Annotated in this window: 14 protein-coding genes; 2 read left to right on the forward strand and 12 right to left on the reverse strand. The window is 54.1% G+C overall.

What is annotated here, in order from left to right; genetic code table 11:
• Positions 1-4: 4 nt before the first annotated feature.
• The 8 genes from nuoH to lrhA all read right to left on the reverse strand — a co-directional run bounded on the left by nuoH (position 5) and on the right by lrhA (position 10,185).
• Complete coding sequence (nuoH, locus tag A4308_RS20120) at positions 5-982, reverse strand: NADH-quinone oxidoreductase subunit NuoH (RefSeq protein WP_008500211.1); 978 nt, start codon at positions 980-982, stop codon at positions 5-7.
• Positions 979-3,702 carry an NADH-quinone oxidoreductase subunit NuoG gene (gene nuoG, locus A4308_RS20125; RefSeq protein ID WP_023330966.1) on the reverse strand — a complete coding sequence of 908 codons (2,724 nt, stop codon included), beginning with the start codon at positions 3,700-3,702 and terminating at the stop codon, positions 979-981. Before nuoG ends, nuoH begins: the two co-directional genes overlap by 4 nt.
• A 54-nt stretch (positions 3,703-3,756) precedes the next feature.
• Positions 3,757-5,094, reverse strand: coding sequence for an NADH-quinone oxidoreductase subunit NuoF (gene nuoF, locus A4308_RS20130; protein WP_006811381.1), 1,338 nt, complete (start codon positions 5,092-5,094; stop codon positions 3,757-3,759).
• A complete protein-coding gene (gene nuoE, locus A4308_RS20135; RefSeq protein WP_014884636.1) occupies positions 5,091-5,591 on the reverse strand; it encodes an NADH-quinone oxidoreductase subunit NuoE in 501 nt (166 codons plus the stop codon). Before nuoE ends, nuoF begins: the two co-directional genes overlap by 4 nt.
• Positions 5,592-5,593: 2 nt before the next feature.
• Positions 5,594-7,396: an NADH-quinone oxidoreductase subunit C/D gene (gene nuoC, locus A4308_RS20140; RefSeq protein ID WP_014884637.1), complete on the reverse strand. Its 1,803-nt coding sequence runs from the start codon at positions 7,394-7,396 to the stop codon at positions 5,594-5,596.
• Between the two features lie 89 nt (positions 7,397-7,485).
• A complete protein-coding gene (gene nuoB / locus A4308_RS20145; protein ID WP_003861482.1) occupies positions 7,486-8,160 on the reverse strand; it encodes an NADH-quinone oxidoreductase subunit NuoB in 675 nt (224 codons plus the stop codon).
• 15 nt (positions 8,161-8,175) lie between these two features.
• Positions 8,176-8,616: an NADH-quinone oxidoreductase subunit NuoA gene (gene nuoA, locus A4308_RS20150; RefSeq protein ID WP_014171000.1), complete on the reverse strand. Its 441-nt coding sequence runs from the start codon at positions 8,614-8,616 to the stop codon at positions 8,176-8,178.
• A gap of 630 nt (positions 8,617-9,246) precedes the next feature.
• Positions 9,247-10,185: a transcriptional regulator LrhA gene (lrhA, locus tag A4308_RS20155; protein ID WP_014884638.1), complete on the reverse strand. Its 939-nt coding sequence runs from the start codon at positions 10,183-10,185 to the stop codon at positions 9,247-9,249.
• A 940-nt stretch (positions 10,186-11,125) separates the two neighbouring features.
• Between lrhA and alaA the strand changes: the two genes are divergently transcribed.
• Positions 11,126-12,340, forward strand: a complete 1,215-nt coding sequence (alaA, locus tag A4308_RS20160) for an alanine transaminase AlaA (RefSeq protein WP_003861471.1) — start codon at positions 11,126-11,128, stop codon at positions 12,338-12,340.
• An 80-nt stretch (positions 12,341-12,420) separates the two neighbouring features.
• On the opposite strand, the gene A4308_RS20165 is transcribed toward alaA, so the two are convergent.
• Positions 12,421-13,578, reverse strand: a complete 1,158-nt coding sequence (locus tag A4308_RS20165) for a DDE-type integrase/transposase/recombinase (RefSeq protein WP_045282386.1) — start codon at positions 13,576-13,578, stop codon at positions 12,421-12,423.
• A gap of 177 nt (positions 13,579-13,755) precedes the next feature.
• On the opposite strand from A4308_RS20165, the gene yfbR reads away from it, so the two are divergent.
• Entirely contained in the window at positions 13,756-14,355 is a 600-nt protein-coding gene (gene yfbR / locus A4308_RS20170) for a 5'-deoxynucleotidase (RefSeq protein WP_014884639.1), read from the forward strand.
• A gap of 52 nt (positions 14,356-14,407) precedes the next feature.
• Here the strand turns inward: yfbR and A4308_RS20175 are convergent, their stop codons facing one another.
• The 3 genes from A4308_RS20175 to A4308_RS20185 form a co-directional block, all read right to left on the reverse strand.
• Positions 14,408-16,240: an SLC13 family permease gene (locus A4308_RS20175; RefSeq protein WP_023338572.1), complete on the reverse strand. Its 1,833-nt coding sequence runs from the start codon at positions 16,238-16,240 to the stop codon at positions 14,408-14,410.
• Positions 16,241-16,315: 75 nt separating this feature from the next.
• The gene (locus A4308_RS20180; RefSeq protein ID WP_014884641.1) at positions 16,316-16,975 is read right to left on the reverse strand and encodes a sugar phosphatase; all 660 of its coding nucleotides are present in this window, start codon (positions 16,973-16,975) and stop codon (positions 16,316-16,318) included.
• 11 nt (positions 16,976-16,986) lie between these two features.
• Positions 16,987-17,481, reverse strand: coding sequence for a YfbU family protein (locus A4308_RS20185; RefSeq protein WP_008502874.1), 495 nt, complete (start codon positions 17,479-17,481; stop codon positions 16,987-16,989).
• Positions 17,482-17,490: the final 9 nt, after the last annotated feature.

Below are 17,490 nucleotides of genomic sequence, written 5' to 3' on the forward strand. Positions count from 1 at the left end.
CCCCTTATGGCTGCTGCCAGAGAATGACAGCTGCCGTTACCAACAAGTTGACGAGCGTCAGCGGCAGGCACACTTTCCAGCCGAAGGACATTACCTGGTCATAACGTGGACGCGGTAACGCTGCGCGAATCAAAATGAACATCATCATGAAGAACGCGGTTTTCAGCGCGAACCAGATGAACGGCGGTAAGAACGGGCCATGCCAGCCACCAAAGAACAGCGTTACCATCAACGCGGAAATGGTGACGATACCGATGTACTCGCCCACGAAGAACAGACCGAACTTCATACCGGAATATTCGATGTGGTAACCGTCGGCCAGTTCCTGTTCGGCTTCTGGCTGGTCAAACGGGTGACGGTGACACACTGCCACGCCCGCGATAGCAAAGGTAATAAAACCAAAGAACTGCGGGATAACGTTCCAGATGTCAGCCTGGTTGTTGACGATGTCGGTCATGTTGAATGAACCGGCCTGCGCCACCACGCCCATCAGGGAGAGTCCCAGGAACACTTCGTAGCTCAGCGTCTGCGCGGAAGCACGCATCGCACCCAGCAGCGAGTATTTGTTGTTACTGGACCAGCCTGCGAACAGGACCGCGTAAACCGCGAGGCCTGCCATCATCAGGAAGAACAGAATGCCGATGTTCAGGTCAGCGACCACCCAGGTCGGGCTAACGGGAACGATAGCAAATGCCAGCAGCAGCGAGGTGAAGGCGATCATCGGCGCCAGCGTAAAGATCACGCGGTCCGAGAAGCGCGGGATCCAGTCCTCTTTAAAGAACATCTTGATCATGTCCGCGACCAGCTGGAGTGAACCACCCCAGCCCACGCGGTTCGGTCCGTAACGGTTCTGGAACAGACCGAGCAGACGACGTTCACCGAAGCTCATGAACGCGCCGCAGGTGACCACCACCAGCAGGATAACAATCGCTTTCAGAATGCTCAGCAGGATGTCGATAAGATCCGGCGTTAACCAACTCATGCTTTTGCCTCCTGCAGATTATCAAGACGCGCACCCGCCAGAACCGGCGCGATGCCTGGCATACCCATCGGCAGACCCACCTGCCCTGCTGTCAGACTTTCAGAGATAATCAGCGGCAGGCTGATGGTCTGGCCGTCATAGCTAAAGGCAATGTTCGCACCCGCGTTAACGCCAAGCTTTGCGGCATCCGCCGGGTTGAGCTTGATGTACGGCTGCGGCATACGGGTCTGGAAGACAGGTGAACGCTGGGACAGCTCGTCGCTACCGAACAGATGGTAGTACGGCGCAATACGCCAGCTACCGTCCTGGGCCTGGAAGCTTGCTGGCACGGTCGTGAAGAAATCCAGACCGGTTTCAGACGCTTCAATCAGACGCACGCCCGGATCGCCGTGGCGCAGGGAACCGCCCACTTCAGCCTGGAACTTGTTCCACGCCTGCGGAGAGTTCCAGCCCGGAGCCCATGCGAACGGGATTTGCGAACGCGGCGCAGACGGCTGGTTGTTCCCTTCCATTGAGAAGGCGAACATGGTGTCTTTATCCTGCGGCTGACGCGGTTCGTGTACGCTGATGTTGGCACGCATTGCGGTGCGGCCACTGTAGCGGTGCGGTTCACGTGCCAGTTTCTGGCCGCGAATACGGAAGCTTGCTTCAGGGGCTGCATCTTTAATGCCCGCCAGCTGAGGCAGTTTTTCCACCACCGCGTCGATAACGTGGTCAAGCTGCGTCCAGTCCACTTCACGGCTCTGTACGGTGCTGTGCAGAGAGTGCAGCCAGCGCCAGCTTTCCAGCATCACGGTGTTGCTGTCGTAGTACGCCGGATCATAGACCTGGAAGAAACGCTGTGCGCGACCTTCGTTGTTGATAACGGTACCGTCACTTTCTGCGAAGCTTGCCGCAGAGAGCACCAGGTGTGCTTTGTCCATGATCGCGGTGCGCTGATGGTCGATGACCATGACCAGCGGCGCTTTGGAGAGCGCGGCGTCAACGCGAGCGGCAGAAGCATGGCGATGCAGGTCATTTTCCAGCACCACAACGGCATCCGCAGAACCAGACTCCAGTTCGCTTAACGCCGCTTCCAGCGAGCCGCCGCCAATCATACCCAGACCAATGCTGTTCACCGCACGGGCAATCATGGTCACACCAACATCTGCACCACGGCCTTTCAGCGCTTTAGCCACGTTAGCTGCCGCCTGAATGATCTCCGCGCTACCGGCGTTGGTACCGGAAATAATCAGCGGTTTCTTCGCACCAGCCAAAGCCTGAACAATCACGTCAACCTTGTTTTGCAGATCGCGATCCAGTTCAACGGCGGGAGAGTTGTTGTCCAGCGCGTGGGCGATGGCAAAGCCAAGGCGTGCCTGATCTTCAACCGGCGCGCAGTAGGTCCACGCAGCGATATCGTCCAGACGGGTATTGTCGACGTTGGTCACAAACAGAGGATGCTTCGCACGCTGACCGATGTTCAGGATCGCCGCAATCTGCCAGTCAGCCACTTTCTGCGCCGCAGCCATTTCACGTGCTTTTCCTTTCACCGCCTGACGAACCGCCAGAGCCGCGCGTGCGCCGGTCTGCGTCAGGTCTTCACCCAGCACCAGAACCGCATCGTAGGATTCAATTTCGCGCAGCGCAGGGGTATGAATACCGCCTTCACGCAGCACTTTCAGAACCAGCTGCAGACGTTCCTGCTCGCCCTCGGCGATGCCGGTATAGAAGTTCTCAGCCCCAACCAGCTCACGCAGCGCGAAGTTGCTTTCGATGCTGGCGCGCGGGGAACCGATACCGATCACTTTCTTAGACTGACGCAGAATATCTGCCGCGCCCTGCATCGCCTGCTCAGCGTTCAGGGTAATGAAGTCGTCACCACGGCGCTGAACCGGCTGACGCGGACGGTCTTTCAGGTTCACATAGCCATAGCCGAAACGACCGCGGTCGCACAGGAAGTAGTGGTTAACGGTACCGTTGTAACGGTTTTCGATACGACGCAGTTCGCCGTAACGCTCACCCGGGCTGGTGTTACAGCCGAGGGAACACTGCTGGCAGATGCTAGGCGCAAACTGCATGTCCCATTTACGGTTGTAACGCTCGGAGTGGGTTTTATCCGTGAATACGCCGGTCGGGCAGATTTCTACCAGGTTACCGGAGAACTCGCTTTCCAGCGTTCCGTCTTCCGGGCGACCGAAGTAGACGTTGTCATGCGCGCCATACACGCCCAGATCCTGACCGTCTGCGTAGTCTTTGTAGTAACGCACGCAGCGGTAGCAGGCGATGCAGCGGTTCATTTCGTGAGAGATGAACGGCCCCAGATCCTGGTTACGGTGGGTACGTTTAGTAAAGCGATAGCGACGGAAGCTGTGACCGGTCATTACGGTCATATCCTGAAGGTGGCAGTTACCGCCCTCTTCACAGACCGGACAGTCGTGCGGGTGGTTGGTCATCAACCATTCCACCACGCTTTCGCGGAACTGTTTGGCTTCTTCGTCATCAATCGAAATAAAGGTGCCTTCGGTGGCTGGCGTCATACAGGACATCACCAGGCGACCACGCGTGTCTTCCGCGTTTTGATATTGCTTCACCGCACACTGGCGGCAAGCACCGACGCTGCCCAGCGCCGGATGCCAGCAAAAGTACGGAATATCGAGGCCAAGAGACAGACAAGCTTCCAGAAGGTTGTCCGCCCCGTTGACTTCGTATTCTTTGCCGTCTACATGAATCGTAGCCATTAGCATGCTTCCAGTTGGCTCGGTCGTAACCGAGCGTTAATCAAAATTCTGTCTTTACCAGCGTGCTTTCAGCAGGTTCGGCTGAATCCCATTGATAGAATGGGTATTGCTGAACGGCTGCTTGATGCCTGCTTCGAATTCGTCGCGGAAATATTTAATCGCGCTCTGCAGCGGCTCGACGGCACCCGGTGCGTGGGCACAGAAGGTTTTACCCGGGCCAAGGAATCGACACAGTTGCTCAAGTGTCTCGATATCGCCCGGCTGACCTTCGCCGCGTTCGATAGCACGCAGGATCTTCACGCTCCACGGCAGTCCGTCACGGCAAGGTGTACACCAGCCGCAGGACTCGCGGGCAAAGAACTCTTCCAGGTTACGCACCAGCGAAACCATGCCGATCTCGTGGTCGACGGCCATCGCCAGCGCCGTACCCAGACGGCTGCCTGCTTTACCAATGCTTTCGAATTCCATTGGCAGGTCAAGATGGGCTTCGGTCAGGAAGTCTGTCCCTGCACCACCTGGCTGCCAGGCTTTGAATTTCAGGCCATCACGCATGCCGCCCGCGTAGTCTTCAAGAATTTCGCGTGCGGTGGTACCGAACGGCAGTTCCCAGACACCCGGGTTTTTCACGCGACCGGAGAAGCCCATCAGCTTGGTACCGGCATCCTTACTTGAAGAGATGCCCTGATACCACTCCACGCCGTTGGCGAGGATAGCCGGAACGTTACACAGGGTTTCAACGTTATTGACGCAGGTCGGTTTACCCCATACGCCGGAGCTTGCCGGGAACGGTGGCTTGGAACGCGGGTTCGCGCGGCGGCCTTCCAGGGAGTTAATCAGCGCGGTCTCTTCACCGCAGATATAACGCCCTGCACCGGTGTGCACAAACAGTTCGAAGTCAAAACCCGTGCCCAGGATGTTTTTACCCAGCAGACCGGCTTCGGTGGCTTCGGCAATCGCACGACGCAGGTTTTCCGCCGCTTCGATGTACTCACCGCGCAGGAAGATGTAGCCACGGTAGGCTTTCAGCGCAAACGCGGAGATCAGCATGCCTTCCACCAGCAGGTGCGGCAGCTGTTCCATCAGCAGGCGGTCTTTATAGGTGCCCGGCTCCATTTCATCAGCGTTACACAGCAGGTAACGGATGTTCATGGATTCGTCTTTCGGCATCAGGCTCCACTTCAGACCGGTGGAGAAGCCCGCACCGCCGCGACCTTTCAGGCCAGAGTCTTTCACCGCGTTAACGATGTCGTCCGGCGCCATGCCGCCAAGGGCTTTACGCGCACCGGCATAGCCGTTTTTGCTCTGGTATTCGTCAAGCCATACCGGCTGTTTGTCATCACGCAGACGCCAGGTCAGCGGATGCGTCTCAGCAGTACGAATTACAGTTTTCATTTGTACTGCTCCAGCAGGTCAGGAATCGCTTCCGGCGTCAGATGGCTGTGAGTATCCTCATCAATCATCATGGTCGGCCCCTTGTCGCAGTTACCCAGGCAGCAGGTTGGCAGCAGAGTAAAGCGACCATCGAACGTGGTCTGGCCCGGCTTGATATTGAGTTTCTTCTCAATGGCAGCCTGAATGCCCTGATAACCGGTAATGTGGCAGACCACGCTGTCACAGTAGCGGATCACATGGCGGCCCACCGGCTGACGGAAGATCTGGCTGTAGAACGTGGCTACGCCTTCTACGTCACTGGCCGGAATACCCAGCACTTTTGCGATCGCGTAGATCGCCCCATCCGGCACCCAACCACGCTGTTTCTGTACGATTTTCAGCGCTTCAATGGACGCCGCACGCGGGTCTTCGTAGTGGTGCATCTCGTGCTCAATGGCGGCACGCTCTGCGTCACTCAGCTCAAAAGCCTCGGTTTGTGGTTGTTGATTCTCGTGCATAATTAGCGGTCCACATCTGACATAACAAAATCGATACTACCCAGATACACAATCAGGTCGGAGACCAGACTGCCGCGAATGGCGGACGGGATCTGCTGCAGGTGCGCAAAGCTCGGCGTACGCACGCGGGTACGGTAGCTCATGGTGCTGCCGTCACTGGTCAGGTAGTAACTGTTAATACCCTTGGTCGCTTCAATCATCTGGAAGGATTCTTGCGCCGGCATGACCGGGCCCCAGGAAACCTGCAGGAAGTGAGTGATCAGGGTTTCGATATGTTGCAGCGTGCGCTCTTTCGGTGGCGGCGTGGTCAGCGGGTGATCCGCTTTGAACGGGCCTTCCGGCATATTGTTGAGGCACTGCTCAAGGATGCGCAGACTCTGGCGCAGTTCTTCCACTTTCAGCATCACGCGGGTGTAGCAGTCGGAAACACCGCCGCCCACCGGGACTTCAAAGTCGAAGTTCTCATAGCCAGAGTAAGGACGGGCTTTACGCACGTCGAAATCAATACCGGTCGCACGCAGACCTGCACCTGTCGTCCCCCACTCCAGCGCTTCTTTTGCGCCGTAGGCAGCAACGCCCTGGGAACGGCCTTTCAGGATGGTGTTGCGCAGTGCGGCTTTCTCGTAAGAGGCCAGACGTTTCGGCATCCAGTCGAGGAATTCACGCAGCAGACGATCCCAGCCGCGCGGCAGATCGTGTGCCACACCGCCGATACGGAACCAGGCCGGGTGCATACGGAAACCGGTAATCGCTTCCACCAGATCGTAGATTTTCTGACGATCGGTAAAGGCGAAGAAGACCGGGGTCATCGCGCCGACGTCCTGAATGAACGTGGAGATGTACAGCAGGTGGCTGTTAATACGGAACAGTTCTGACAGCATTACGCGAATCACGTTAACGCGATCCGGCGTAACGATACCCGCCAGTTTCTCAACGGCCAGCACGTAAGGCATTTCGTTGACGCAACCGCCGAGGTACTCGATACGGTCGGTATACGGAATGTAGCTGTGCCAGGACTGACGCTCGCCCATCTTCTCAGCACCACGGTGGTGGTAACCGATGTCAGGAACGCAGTCGACAATCTCTTCGCCATCAAGCTGAAGAATAATACGGAATGCACCGTGCGCAGACGGGTGGTTCGGACCGAGGTTGAGGAACATGAAGTCCTCGTTTTCGGTACCGCGCTTCATGCCCCAGTCTTCCGGCTTGAAGGTCAGTGCTTCCATCTCCAGATCCTGCTTGGCTTTGGTCAGCTCAAACGGGTCGAATTCGGTTGCACGTGCCGGGTAGTCTTTACGCAGCGGGTGGCCGGTCCAGGTCTGCGGCATCATGATGCGCGTCAGATGTGGGTGGCCGTCGAAGGTCATGCCGAACATTTCCCAGGTTTCACGCTCATACCAGTTCGCGTTCGGGAAAAGTTTGGTGATCGTCGGCAGATGCATGTCGTTTTCAGACAATGCCACCTTGAGCATGATATCCGTGTTGCGGTCTATTGAGATCAGGTGGTAGAAAACGGAAAAATCCGCAGCAGGGAGACCCTGGCGGTGAGTACGCAGACGCTCATCCATGCCGTGTAAGTCAAACAGCATGACGTAAGGTTTTGGCAATTTCTTGAGGAAATCGACCACTTCCAGTAATTGTTCACGCTTCACCCAAACAACGGGTACCCCGGTGCGGGTCGCCTGAACGGTAAAGGCATCCGGCCCAAAACGGTTGCGCAGTTCGCCAATGACGGGGTCATCCAGATGATCCCGTGTCTGCCATGCGGCTTCTTGCGCGGTTAAGTCGGTCATATTGTTCACCATTGCAAATGGTCCGTGGTGACTGTTAAGCCTGGCTTCGCGCTATTTGAGTAGTGATATGCGAAGGTGTTCTCCAGGCCCACAGGCGCAAATTAAATTTCGTCAGGCGTACGCAGGTTGGTGACGGCAATACGTTCACCACGTTTACGCTCGCGCTCAGATTGCATGTTCGCGCGGTAGACACCCTGATCGCCAACAACCCATGAAAGCGGACGACGCTCTTTACCGATAGACTCCTGCAGCAGCATCAGCGCCTGCATATAGGCTTCTGGACGCGGCGGGCAGCCCGGGATGTAAACATCCACCGGAATGAACTTATCAACGCCCTGCACAACGGAATAAATGTCGTACATGCCGCCAGAGTTTGCACATGCGCCCATGGAAATAACCCATTTTGGCTCCAGCATCTGGTCATAAAGACGCTGAATAACAGGTGCCATCTTGGTAAAGCAGGTACCGGCTACCACCATCAGGTCAGCCTGACGCGGGGATGCACGCAGTACCTCGGCGCCAAAACGCGCAACGTCATGCACCGCAGTGAATGACGTCACCATTTCAACGTAGCAGCAAGAAAGGCCAAAGTTGTAGGGCCAGATAGAGTTCTTACGACCCCAGTTGACCATATCGTGCATGGCATGTTCGAGTTTGCCCATGTACACGCTTTTGTTGACTTCTTGCTCCAGGGGGTCGGTTACGATCTCCTGTTTTTGCAGGGGGTAACGGTCATTCTCACCGTTAGGATCTATGCGGGTGAGCGTATAATCCATCTTATTGCCTCGCTGTTACTGCTGACGATTAGAGATACTGTTTTCCGGGTTGATGTGTTCACGACGTGAACGCGCAGGCGTCCAGTCAAGCGCGCCAATACGCACCAGATAAACCAGACCGGCCAGTAACACTAAAATGAAAATTGCGGCCTCGACAAAGCCCACCCAACCACTTTCGCGGATGGAGGTCGACCATGCGAACAGGTAGAGCGCTTCCACGTCGAAGATGACGAAGAACATCGCTACCAGATAGAACTTGGCAGACAGGCGTAAGCGAGCGGAACCTACTGAATCAATACCTGATTCGAAAGGTGTGTTTTTGTGCCTTGCACGGGCGCGACCGCCCAGGAACCAGCCGCCGACTAACATCAGGCAGCACAGGCCAATGGCTACAATAAGAAAGATTGCGAATGCCCAGTGATGAGCGATGACTTCTGTGGATGTTGACATACTCATTGCTTACTCATCAAAAGTGATACCGACGACACTGCTCTTGCTGGCAGATAGGCATCACATCGATTCATGGGGAGGAACAAATAACCTTACACTAACTGTCTGAAATGAGACGTAGACAGCAAAATGATGGGGTTTTTTACTCCTTTCTATAACCTTTTGTCAACTTTAACAAAGGTTTCTTCACATTAAATTACATCGAGCGATTCTCATTAACATTTGGTGCCCTTTAACCCTGGTGGGTACATGACTTTCCGTCAAATGCAGGTTGTTGAATCGTGTCCGTTTTGGAAGTAAAAAAAATAACCCTCCTATTTTGACAGGATTTGCCAACGATTCCTCCCCCCAAATAGGAGTATTTTCTTGATCTGAGACACGCTTTTGTTAATTCAACCAAAAAACCAGCAACATATTTGCTGTTTTTTTAACATCGTTAGGTTATGGATGAAGTTAGAACTTAAAACGAACAGAATTTAAGCAAAAGCATTTATGGCATTGATAAATAGAGCCTATTTATGAAGCCCCTTCGTCAAACAGGGATAATTTTGACAAAAAAAAGCCACTGCGTGCGAAAACGACACGAGTGGCTTTTTTTTACACTTACATTTTGTTACCAGAATTTTGAGCGTTTGATCACTCAAAGTCACCTTCAACGATCAGGGAATCATCCCCTCCTTCGGAGGTAACATGCTCGTACTGCCACGGGTTATGGTAGTTTTCCATCGCCTCGAACACCACTTTCGCCAGCTCGTTATGACTGGACGCATTATGGCAAAGCAGATACTCAGTATCTGGCAGCGCAGGAAGACCATCAGATTTACCGAGAACGCGCAGGTCAGGGCTCATCATCTCCACCGGACGGGCCGTTACGCCAAGTCCTGCTTTGACGGCGGCACGCACCGCAGGCAGCGTGGACGCTACATACGCCAGACGCCATGGAATATTGGCTTCATTTAATGCCGTCAGCACCATATCGCGGAAAGGGCTCGGATCGTCCAGTAAAACCAGTGGAACGGGCTCCCCTTTTTGCAACACATATTCAGCCGCGCAATACCAGTGCGTTGGCGATCTGCGCAACGTCAGGCAATCAAACTGCCCGGGACGATGCGTGGTGACCACCAGATCGACCTTATTCTCATTTAACATCTCAACCATAAAAGCATTGCGCTTGACGCTCACATCCAGCGCAAGTTTCGGATAAACCGAACTAATTCGGTTGAGAAGAAACGGTAATATCGTATCCGCTGACTCATCAGATGCCCCTAAGGTTAACACCCCCTGAAGGTTGCTAAACATAAGTGACATACATGCTTCATCATTAAAGCGAAGAATTTTCCTGGCATAACCCAGTAGCTGAATACCGTGTTCCGTTAAGAGCTTATTGCGTCCGTGACGGGCAAAAAGCTCTTTACCGACCAGTTGCTCCAGCCGCTGCATTTGCTGGCTAACGGCGGACTGAGTTCGGCAGACGGCGGCAGCAGCTGCTGCAAAAGTGTTGAGATCGGCGACCGCAACAAACGTTCTCAGCAGATCGAGGTCGAGATTCATTATCGGACGATTTGCATTTATCATATCTATTCACTTTCAGGTTGCTCGTGCGGAGCTGCCCGGGTTGAAGCTGTGTGTGTAACAGTTAAGCAATTCCCTCTGAAGATTTTCCCTCGCATCCCGGCCCGGCAGACTGCCTGACAGATAGTTATTGTGCTGCTTTATATCAACAGTCAGAAAGCACGTTTCATGACGATATTTTTATTCTCTTAAACGTTCAGGATATTTAGATGTTCGCAGGTTTATGTAAATTACATTAAAGGCGTGACACCTTTTCTGCCATCTTTATCGCAGCGCTGTCAACGTAGCAGGAGATGTTTTACACATTCCAGCCAGAGATAACTCTAACAATAACAATCAATTAAATCGGAAAACCAGTTTCAGATATACAACATTTGGGTATCTTTCATCTGCTTTACCTAAAGACATCTTAACCCAAATCCACTTTATTTATAAGTCTTATTGCAATATTAAGGAGTAAAGCGCTTTGTTAAGCTTCTCAACTAATTTTATTAAAATTAACTAAAGTTGCATTTTGTTGGTTAATAATAAATAAATTTTAATTTCGATTAAGGTCATTCATTAATAACACTTAACATTATTTTCACATGAGTAACTTTTAGCCGCTGCAGGGTATTACTGCAAGATTTTTTCAACACTCAGGTTTTACGAAAAGTCACGCAGCGTGACTTCCGTCTCTCCTCTACGGGTCATTTATTTTACACCGGGATAATATCCATTTTTTACAATGATTTTCAGCACAATCACCCTTAACAAACGCATTTGACCTTACGTTACGACAGTAAAAGCGTCAACAAACAGCAAAAAAGATTCACCAGAATTTCACAACATGCACAAAATCTTCTACTGCACACCCTTCAAAACGAAGCGTGGGGGGAGTACATTATTCCGTGCTGACTTCCACGGCAGGGAGTGGCAATAATAGCGAAAAGGTTAAAGGTTCATGTCCCCTATCGAAAAATCCAGCAAGCTAGATAACGTCTGTTATGACATCCGTGGCCCGGTTCTGAAAGAGGCAAAACGCCTTGAGGAAGAAGGCAATAAGGTTCTGAAGCTCAACATTGGTAACCCTGCGCCATTTGGTTTTGAAGCGCCGGATGAGATTCTGGTTGATGTGATCCGCAACCTGCCCACAGCGCAAGGCTATTGCGACTCAAAAGGACTTTATTCCGCACGTAAAGCCATTATGCAGCACTACCAGGCTCGCGGCATGCGTGACGTTACCGTAGAAGATATCTACATTGGCAACGGTGTCTCTGAACTGATCGTCCAGGCCATGCAGGCGCTGCTGAACAGCGGTGACGAAATGCTGGTTCCCGCGCCAGACTATCCGCTGTGGACGGCTGCCGTATCACTGTCCAGCGGTAAAGCTGTCCATTATCTTTGCGACGAATCCTCTGACTGGTTCCCGGATCTGGATGATATTCGCGCGAAGATTACCCCTCGCACGCGCGGCATCGTAATTATCAACCCGAACAACCCGACGGGCGCGGTCTACTCAAAAGAGCTGTTGATGGAGATCGTTGAGATCGCCCGCCAGCACAACCTGATCATTTTTGCCGACGAAATTTACGACAAGATCCTCTATGACGCGGCGCAACACCACTCCATTGCCGCGCTGGCCCCGGACCTGTTGACCGTTACCTTTAACGGCCTGTCTAAAACCTACCGTGTGGCCGGTTTCCGCCAGGGCTGGATGGTACTCAACGGCCCGAAAAAGCACGCCAAAGGCTATATTGAAGGGCTGGAAATGCTGGCGTCTATGCGTCTTTGCGCCAACGTGCCGGCACAACATGCAATCCAGACCGCGCTCGGTGGCTATCAGAGCATCAGCGAGTTTATCGTCCCTGGAGGCCGCCTGTACGAACAGCGTAACCGCGCGTGGGAGCTGATCAACGATATCCCGGGCGTCTCCTGCGTGAAGCCAAATGGGGCTCTCTATATGTTCCCGAAAATCGACGCGAAGCGCTTCAATATTCACGACGATCAGAAGATGGTGCTCGATTTCCTGTTGCAGGAAAAAGTGCTGCTGGTTCAGGGGACGGCATTTAACTGGCCGTGGCCGGACCATGTGCGTATCGTGACGCTGCCGCGCGAGGACGATCTCGAAATGGCTATCAGCCGCTTCGGGCGATTCCTCTCAGGTTATCATCAGTAACGTAGCCATTCTGCCGGGTAGCGCTGCTGTATGACCGGATACATAGGTGACAGATCAGACCGGGAACATAGGTAACACTTTTAGTCTATCCGGAGCACACTCTGGGTTTTTCGGTCGTAGTACGCAAGCGTTATCCCATTAAAGATGATGGCCTCAAGGCCATCATCTTGTTCTTCCAGCATGATGTACTCCCCAGTCAGTGCTTCACTCAGGAACACCGTACCCTTTTTTCCCATATAGAGGGTCCCCCTCGATTTCACCCTGTAGACTGTACCTCCTTCCGGATAAGCATATTCAGGAACACGGCCATCCCAGTGTCGGTTTGAGGGTTGCCATACCGTTCCGGGCGTTGCTCCCGCCAGTGCTTCATGCGGCCTTTCGTAGTTAAATTCTTTCCGGTAGTCACTGAACCACCGCTGTTGTTCTTCCATCGTCATGAAGGTGTTGCCCTGTTTCACCGCACTTTTCAGGGAGCGGTGCATTCGCTCATGGCGGCCATTTTCTTCCGGATGCCCCTTTCTGATACGCTCCGGCCTGATGCCCAGCTTGATTAGCCAGACGGCAAGACGACTTAATCCGGCTATTCCTGTTCCCGCGAAGGGCTGGCCGTTATCGGTTCTAAGCACTTCCGGCAGACCATATTCCAGGAACGCATCCGTCAGGCACTCTCTGACAAAGGGTTCACTCTCACGGTGTGTTCCCCGGCAGCTGAGCAGATACCGGCTGTGATTATCGGTCAGGGTGAAAGGATGGCAGTACTCTCTGCTGAGCAGCCTGAACTTGCCTTTAAAATCAGCGCTCCAGACCTGATTGTTCTCACTGATGATGGTCAGGGGCTGGCGATTGCCTGGTGTTCTGCGTTTTCGTTTTTTATCCGGAACCAGGCCTTCGCGCTTGAGGATATCGCCGATAGTGCTGGCGGCAGGTACGGTAAAATCGACGTGATGATTGAGCAACCACATCCGCAGTTTTTTTGGCCCCCAGTCAGGGTGTTTTTGACGCAGGGCAGTCAGGTGTCCGGCGATATCATCAGGAACCGTCCGGGAGTGGGAGCGTGGCGCACGCGACCGGTCCGAGAGAGATGACAGGTCAGAAGGGTCAAAACGCTGAAGCCATTTATAGCCGGTTTTACGGCTGATGCCAAAAAGACGGCAAAGCGCGGAGAAGGAGTCCGTACCTGCATGGCAGGCACGGATAAAATCAAGGCGTTGCATAGGTCGGGTCTCAGTCCAGGGCATAGCGAGTCTCCTCTTCTATGCCAGTTATAACTGTTACCCATGTATCCGGTCTAAAGTGTTACCCATGTTTCCGGTTCATACCCTGCGCTTACCCGGCCTACAAAATCCGCAAATTTGCATCTTGCCTCCCCTCCCCGCACAATGAAGTCCTGTCGCAGTGAAGACAAAAGGTAACCTATGAGTCAGAGTCATTTCTTTGCCCACCTCTCCCGCCTGAAACTCATCAACCGCTGGCCGCTGATGCGCAACGTGCGCACAGAGAACGTATCAGAGCACAGTCTTCAGGTTGCCATGGTCGCGCACGCGCTGGCCGCCATTAAAAACCGCAAATTTAACGGGCAGGTGAATGCCGAGCGCATCGCATTGCTGGCGATGTACCACGACGCGTCAGAAGTGTTAACCGGTGATCTGCCGACGCCGGTGAAATATTTCAACTCACAGATTGCGCAGGAATATAAGGCCATTGAGAAAATCGCCCAGCAGAAGTTGATCGACATGGTGCCGGAGGAGCTGCGCGATATCTTTGAACCGCTCATCGACGAGCATCAGTATACGGAAGATGAAAAGTCGCTGGTCAAACAGGCCGACGCGCTGTGCGCCTATCTGAAGTGTCTTGAAGAGTTGTCTGCGGGCAATAACGAGTTTTTACTGGCGAAAACGCGTCTGGAAAAAACCCTGGCATCCCGCCGCAGCGACGAGATGGATTATTTTATGCAGGTATTTGTGCCGAGCTTCCATTTATCGCTGGATGAGATTAGCCAGGATTCACCGTTGTAATTTTAGCCGGGTGGCGGCTTCGCCTTACCCGGCCTACGTTTCTGCGCTCACGCTAAAACGGGAATAAAACCGGAATTAACACCACGCACACCACCATCACCAGCACGGTGAATGGCACGCCAATCTTCACAAAATCGCTGAATTTATAATTTCCTGGCCCCAGCACCAGCGTATTGACCGGGGATGAAACCGGCGTCATAAATGCCGCGGAAGCCGCCATCGCCACCATCATCGCAAACGGGTAGGGTGACACGCCCATGGATTTCGCCATCGCCAGCGCAATGGGCGCCATCAGCACCGCCGTGGCGGTATTGGAGATAAACAACCCGATCGTGGCGCACATAATGAACAGGCACACCATCATCAAATACGGTCCGTACCCGCCGCCCATGTCCATGAGCCCTTTAACGATTAAATCTACCCCGCCGGTTTTTTGCAGCGCGAGGGCAAAAGGCATCATCCCCACGATAAGAATGATGCTCGGCCAGTGAATGGCTTTATAAGCGCTCTCGGCGTCGATACAGCGGAATTTCCCCATCAGCAGACAGGCAATGATGGCGGCTATGGGGTTTGGAATTTCATCGGTCAGCATCAGCGCGACCATCAGCACCAGACAAAAAATCGCGTGCGGCGCCTGGCTGTGCGCCGGAGACGCATCGCTCTCCTCAACCGGCATGTTGAGCACCACAAAATCACGCCCTTTTTGCCCGAGTTGGCTAATCAACTTCCAGTTTCCCACCACAAGGAAGATATCCCCCAGCAGGATCGGTTCATCCACGACGGCCCCTTCCATCGCCACGCCGTCGCGCTTCAGCCCCACGACGTTCAGGCCATACCGGGTGCGGAACCCCATTTCGCGCACGGTTTTGCCCAACAGTTCGGACTCGGGGATCAGCGAGACTTCAGCCATACCGACATCCAGCGCCTGATCGGAGAAATACTCCCCGCGCAGCACCATTGGCTCCAGCAGTTGTTCGCTGCAGAACTCGCGCAAATCCACATCCGCAGTGGACATATCGATCAGCAGGACGTCACGCGCCCGAAATTCCGATACGCCATTGACGTTGACGATCACCCGGCGAAAACGGCGCCAGCGTTCCACGCCGATCACGTTCGCCCCATAGCGCTCGCGCAGTTTCAGGTCGTCAAGACGCTGGCCGACCATCGGCGAGCCGGGGCGAATGGCCAGACGCCGTGCCCGCCCGGTGAGGCGGTACTCTTTGATGAGATCGCGGAAAGTGCGCCGCTTCCACCCGTCTTTGTTTTTGTCCTGGTTCTCGCCTTTCAGGGCAAAACGGGTCAGCAGCATATAGACCACGCCCATCGCCAGAATCACCAGACCCAACGGGGTGACGCTGAAAAAGCTGAAGCCCTGAAAACCTTCCCGGAGCAGCTCACTGTTGACGACCAGGTTCGGCGGCGTCGCCACCAGCGTCATCATACCGCTTATCAAACCGGCAAAACTCAGAGGCATCATCAGTCGCGACGGCGAGCTTTGCATCCGCATGGAGACGCTCAGTACCACCGGGATAAAAATAGCGACCACGCCCGTTGAGCTCATAAACGCCCCCAGCCCGGCAACCGTCAGCATCAGATAGATCAGCATTTTGGTTTCACTGCTGCCGGCCACTTTAACCAGCCACGCGCCCATGATGGTCGCCACACCGGTGCGCACCAGGCCGTCGCCAATAATAAACAGGGCGGCAATCAGGATAACGTTAGGATCGCTGAACCCGGAGAAAGCTTCCGGTAGCGTAAGCGTGCCGCTCAGCACAAACGCGACGATGACAAACAGGGCAACGGCATCCATGCGCACCTTGCCTGTGGCGAAGAGAATAATGGCGATTAAAAGCAGGCTCAGGACCCAAATCAGTTCACCGTTCACAACCTATCCTTGTCAGTGGAAGATGAGGAATTTTGCCATAAAAAAGCCCCAGCAACGTGGGGCTAAATCATGGGATTACATTTTTAGCGAGACGGTTACAACGCCATCGGGCGCCTTAGACACCGCCAGTGCCGTCAGGGAATCCAGCACAAAGTCCGCCTCACTCAGCCGGGGAGACCCCGCCGGAACGTTAACGGCAATGACGTGACTCCCGGCGTTCAGCCCGGCCAGCACGCCGGCCGCCGCGTCTTCCACGACCACGCACTCAGCGGGAGCGAGGCCCAGCAGTTCAGCGCCAAGCAGAAACGCATCCGGCTCTGGCTTGCCGCGCTTAACGCGCTCAGCGGTAATGAACACCTCGGGCTTCGGTAAACCGGCCGCTTTGTGGCGGGCATGCGCGACCGGAACAGAGCCGGACGTGACGATAGCCCACGGGATCTGCGCTTCGTTAAGATGTTCAAGCAGCTCGCGTGCGCCAGGCAGCGCGGTGATACCCTCCGTATCGGTGGCCTCAATCTGCTCCAGGTATTTGAACTCCGCCTGAATCTCTTCCTCAGAACGCCCCGCTAAGAAGTGCCGCAACGAGGTTATGGCCTGCTTGCCATGGATGAAATTCAGTACGTCCTGATGGTCGATACCCTGTCTGTCAGCCCAATGGCACCATGAACGCTCCACAACCGGCAGCGAATCCACCAGCGTACCGTCCAGATCAAACAGAAAACCTCTACACTGCACACGCACCTCCGTCAGGCATTAATGATTTGTTGAATTTCGTTGCTGCTTAAATGGTACTGACGCGGGCAGGCGTGCCACGCGCTCAGCATGCGCTGGTATTTATCCCACATTGGGGTCTGCGCGTTAAAGCCGTGGGTACCCGCATCGAAGTGGGTATAACGCCCTTCGGTATTCACCATAAAGCGGACATAGCTCAGATAACGCGCTTCCGTCGCTGCATCAAAGCCTAAGAAGGTGACACGGCGCTCGTCAATGGACTGCTGATCTTTGAGATTAGTCCAGGAAACATGCAGCGCGTGGTACATCTCCATAATGTCGATCACGATGCGGCAGGTTTCTTCTTTCAGCTCACCAAACTCGCGGTCCAGTTCGCGCATTTGCAAACCAAACCCCCGTTCGACGATAGTCTGCAGGCGGCTGTAGCGCGCAGCGTTATCGGGATCAAGCATTGTCATCATTTTGTACTGGTTAGACAAAATCAGACGTTGAGCATGGGTCATTTCCATCTTTCGACT

Source organism: Enterobacter sp. ODB01, from assembly GCF_001623605.1.
Classification (GTDB): Bacteria; Pseudomonadota; Gammaproteobacteria; order Enterobacterales; family Enterobacteriaceae; genus Enterobacter; species Enterobacter kobei.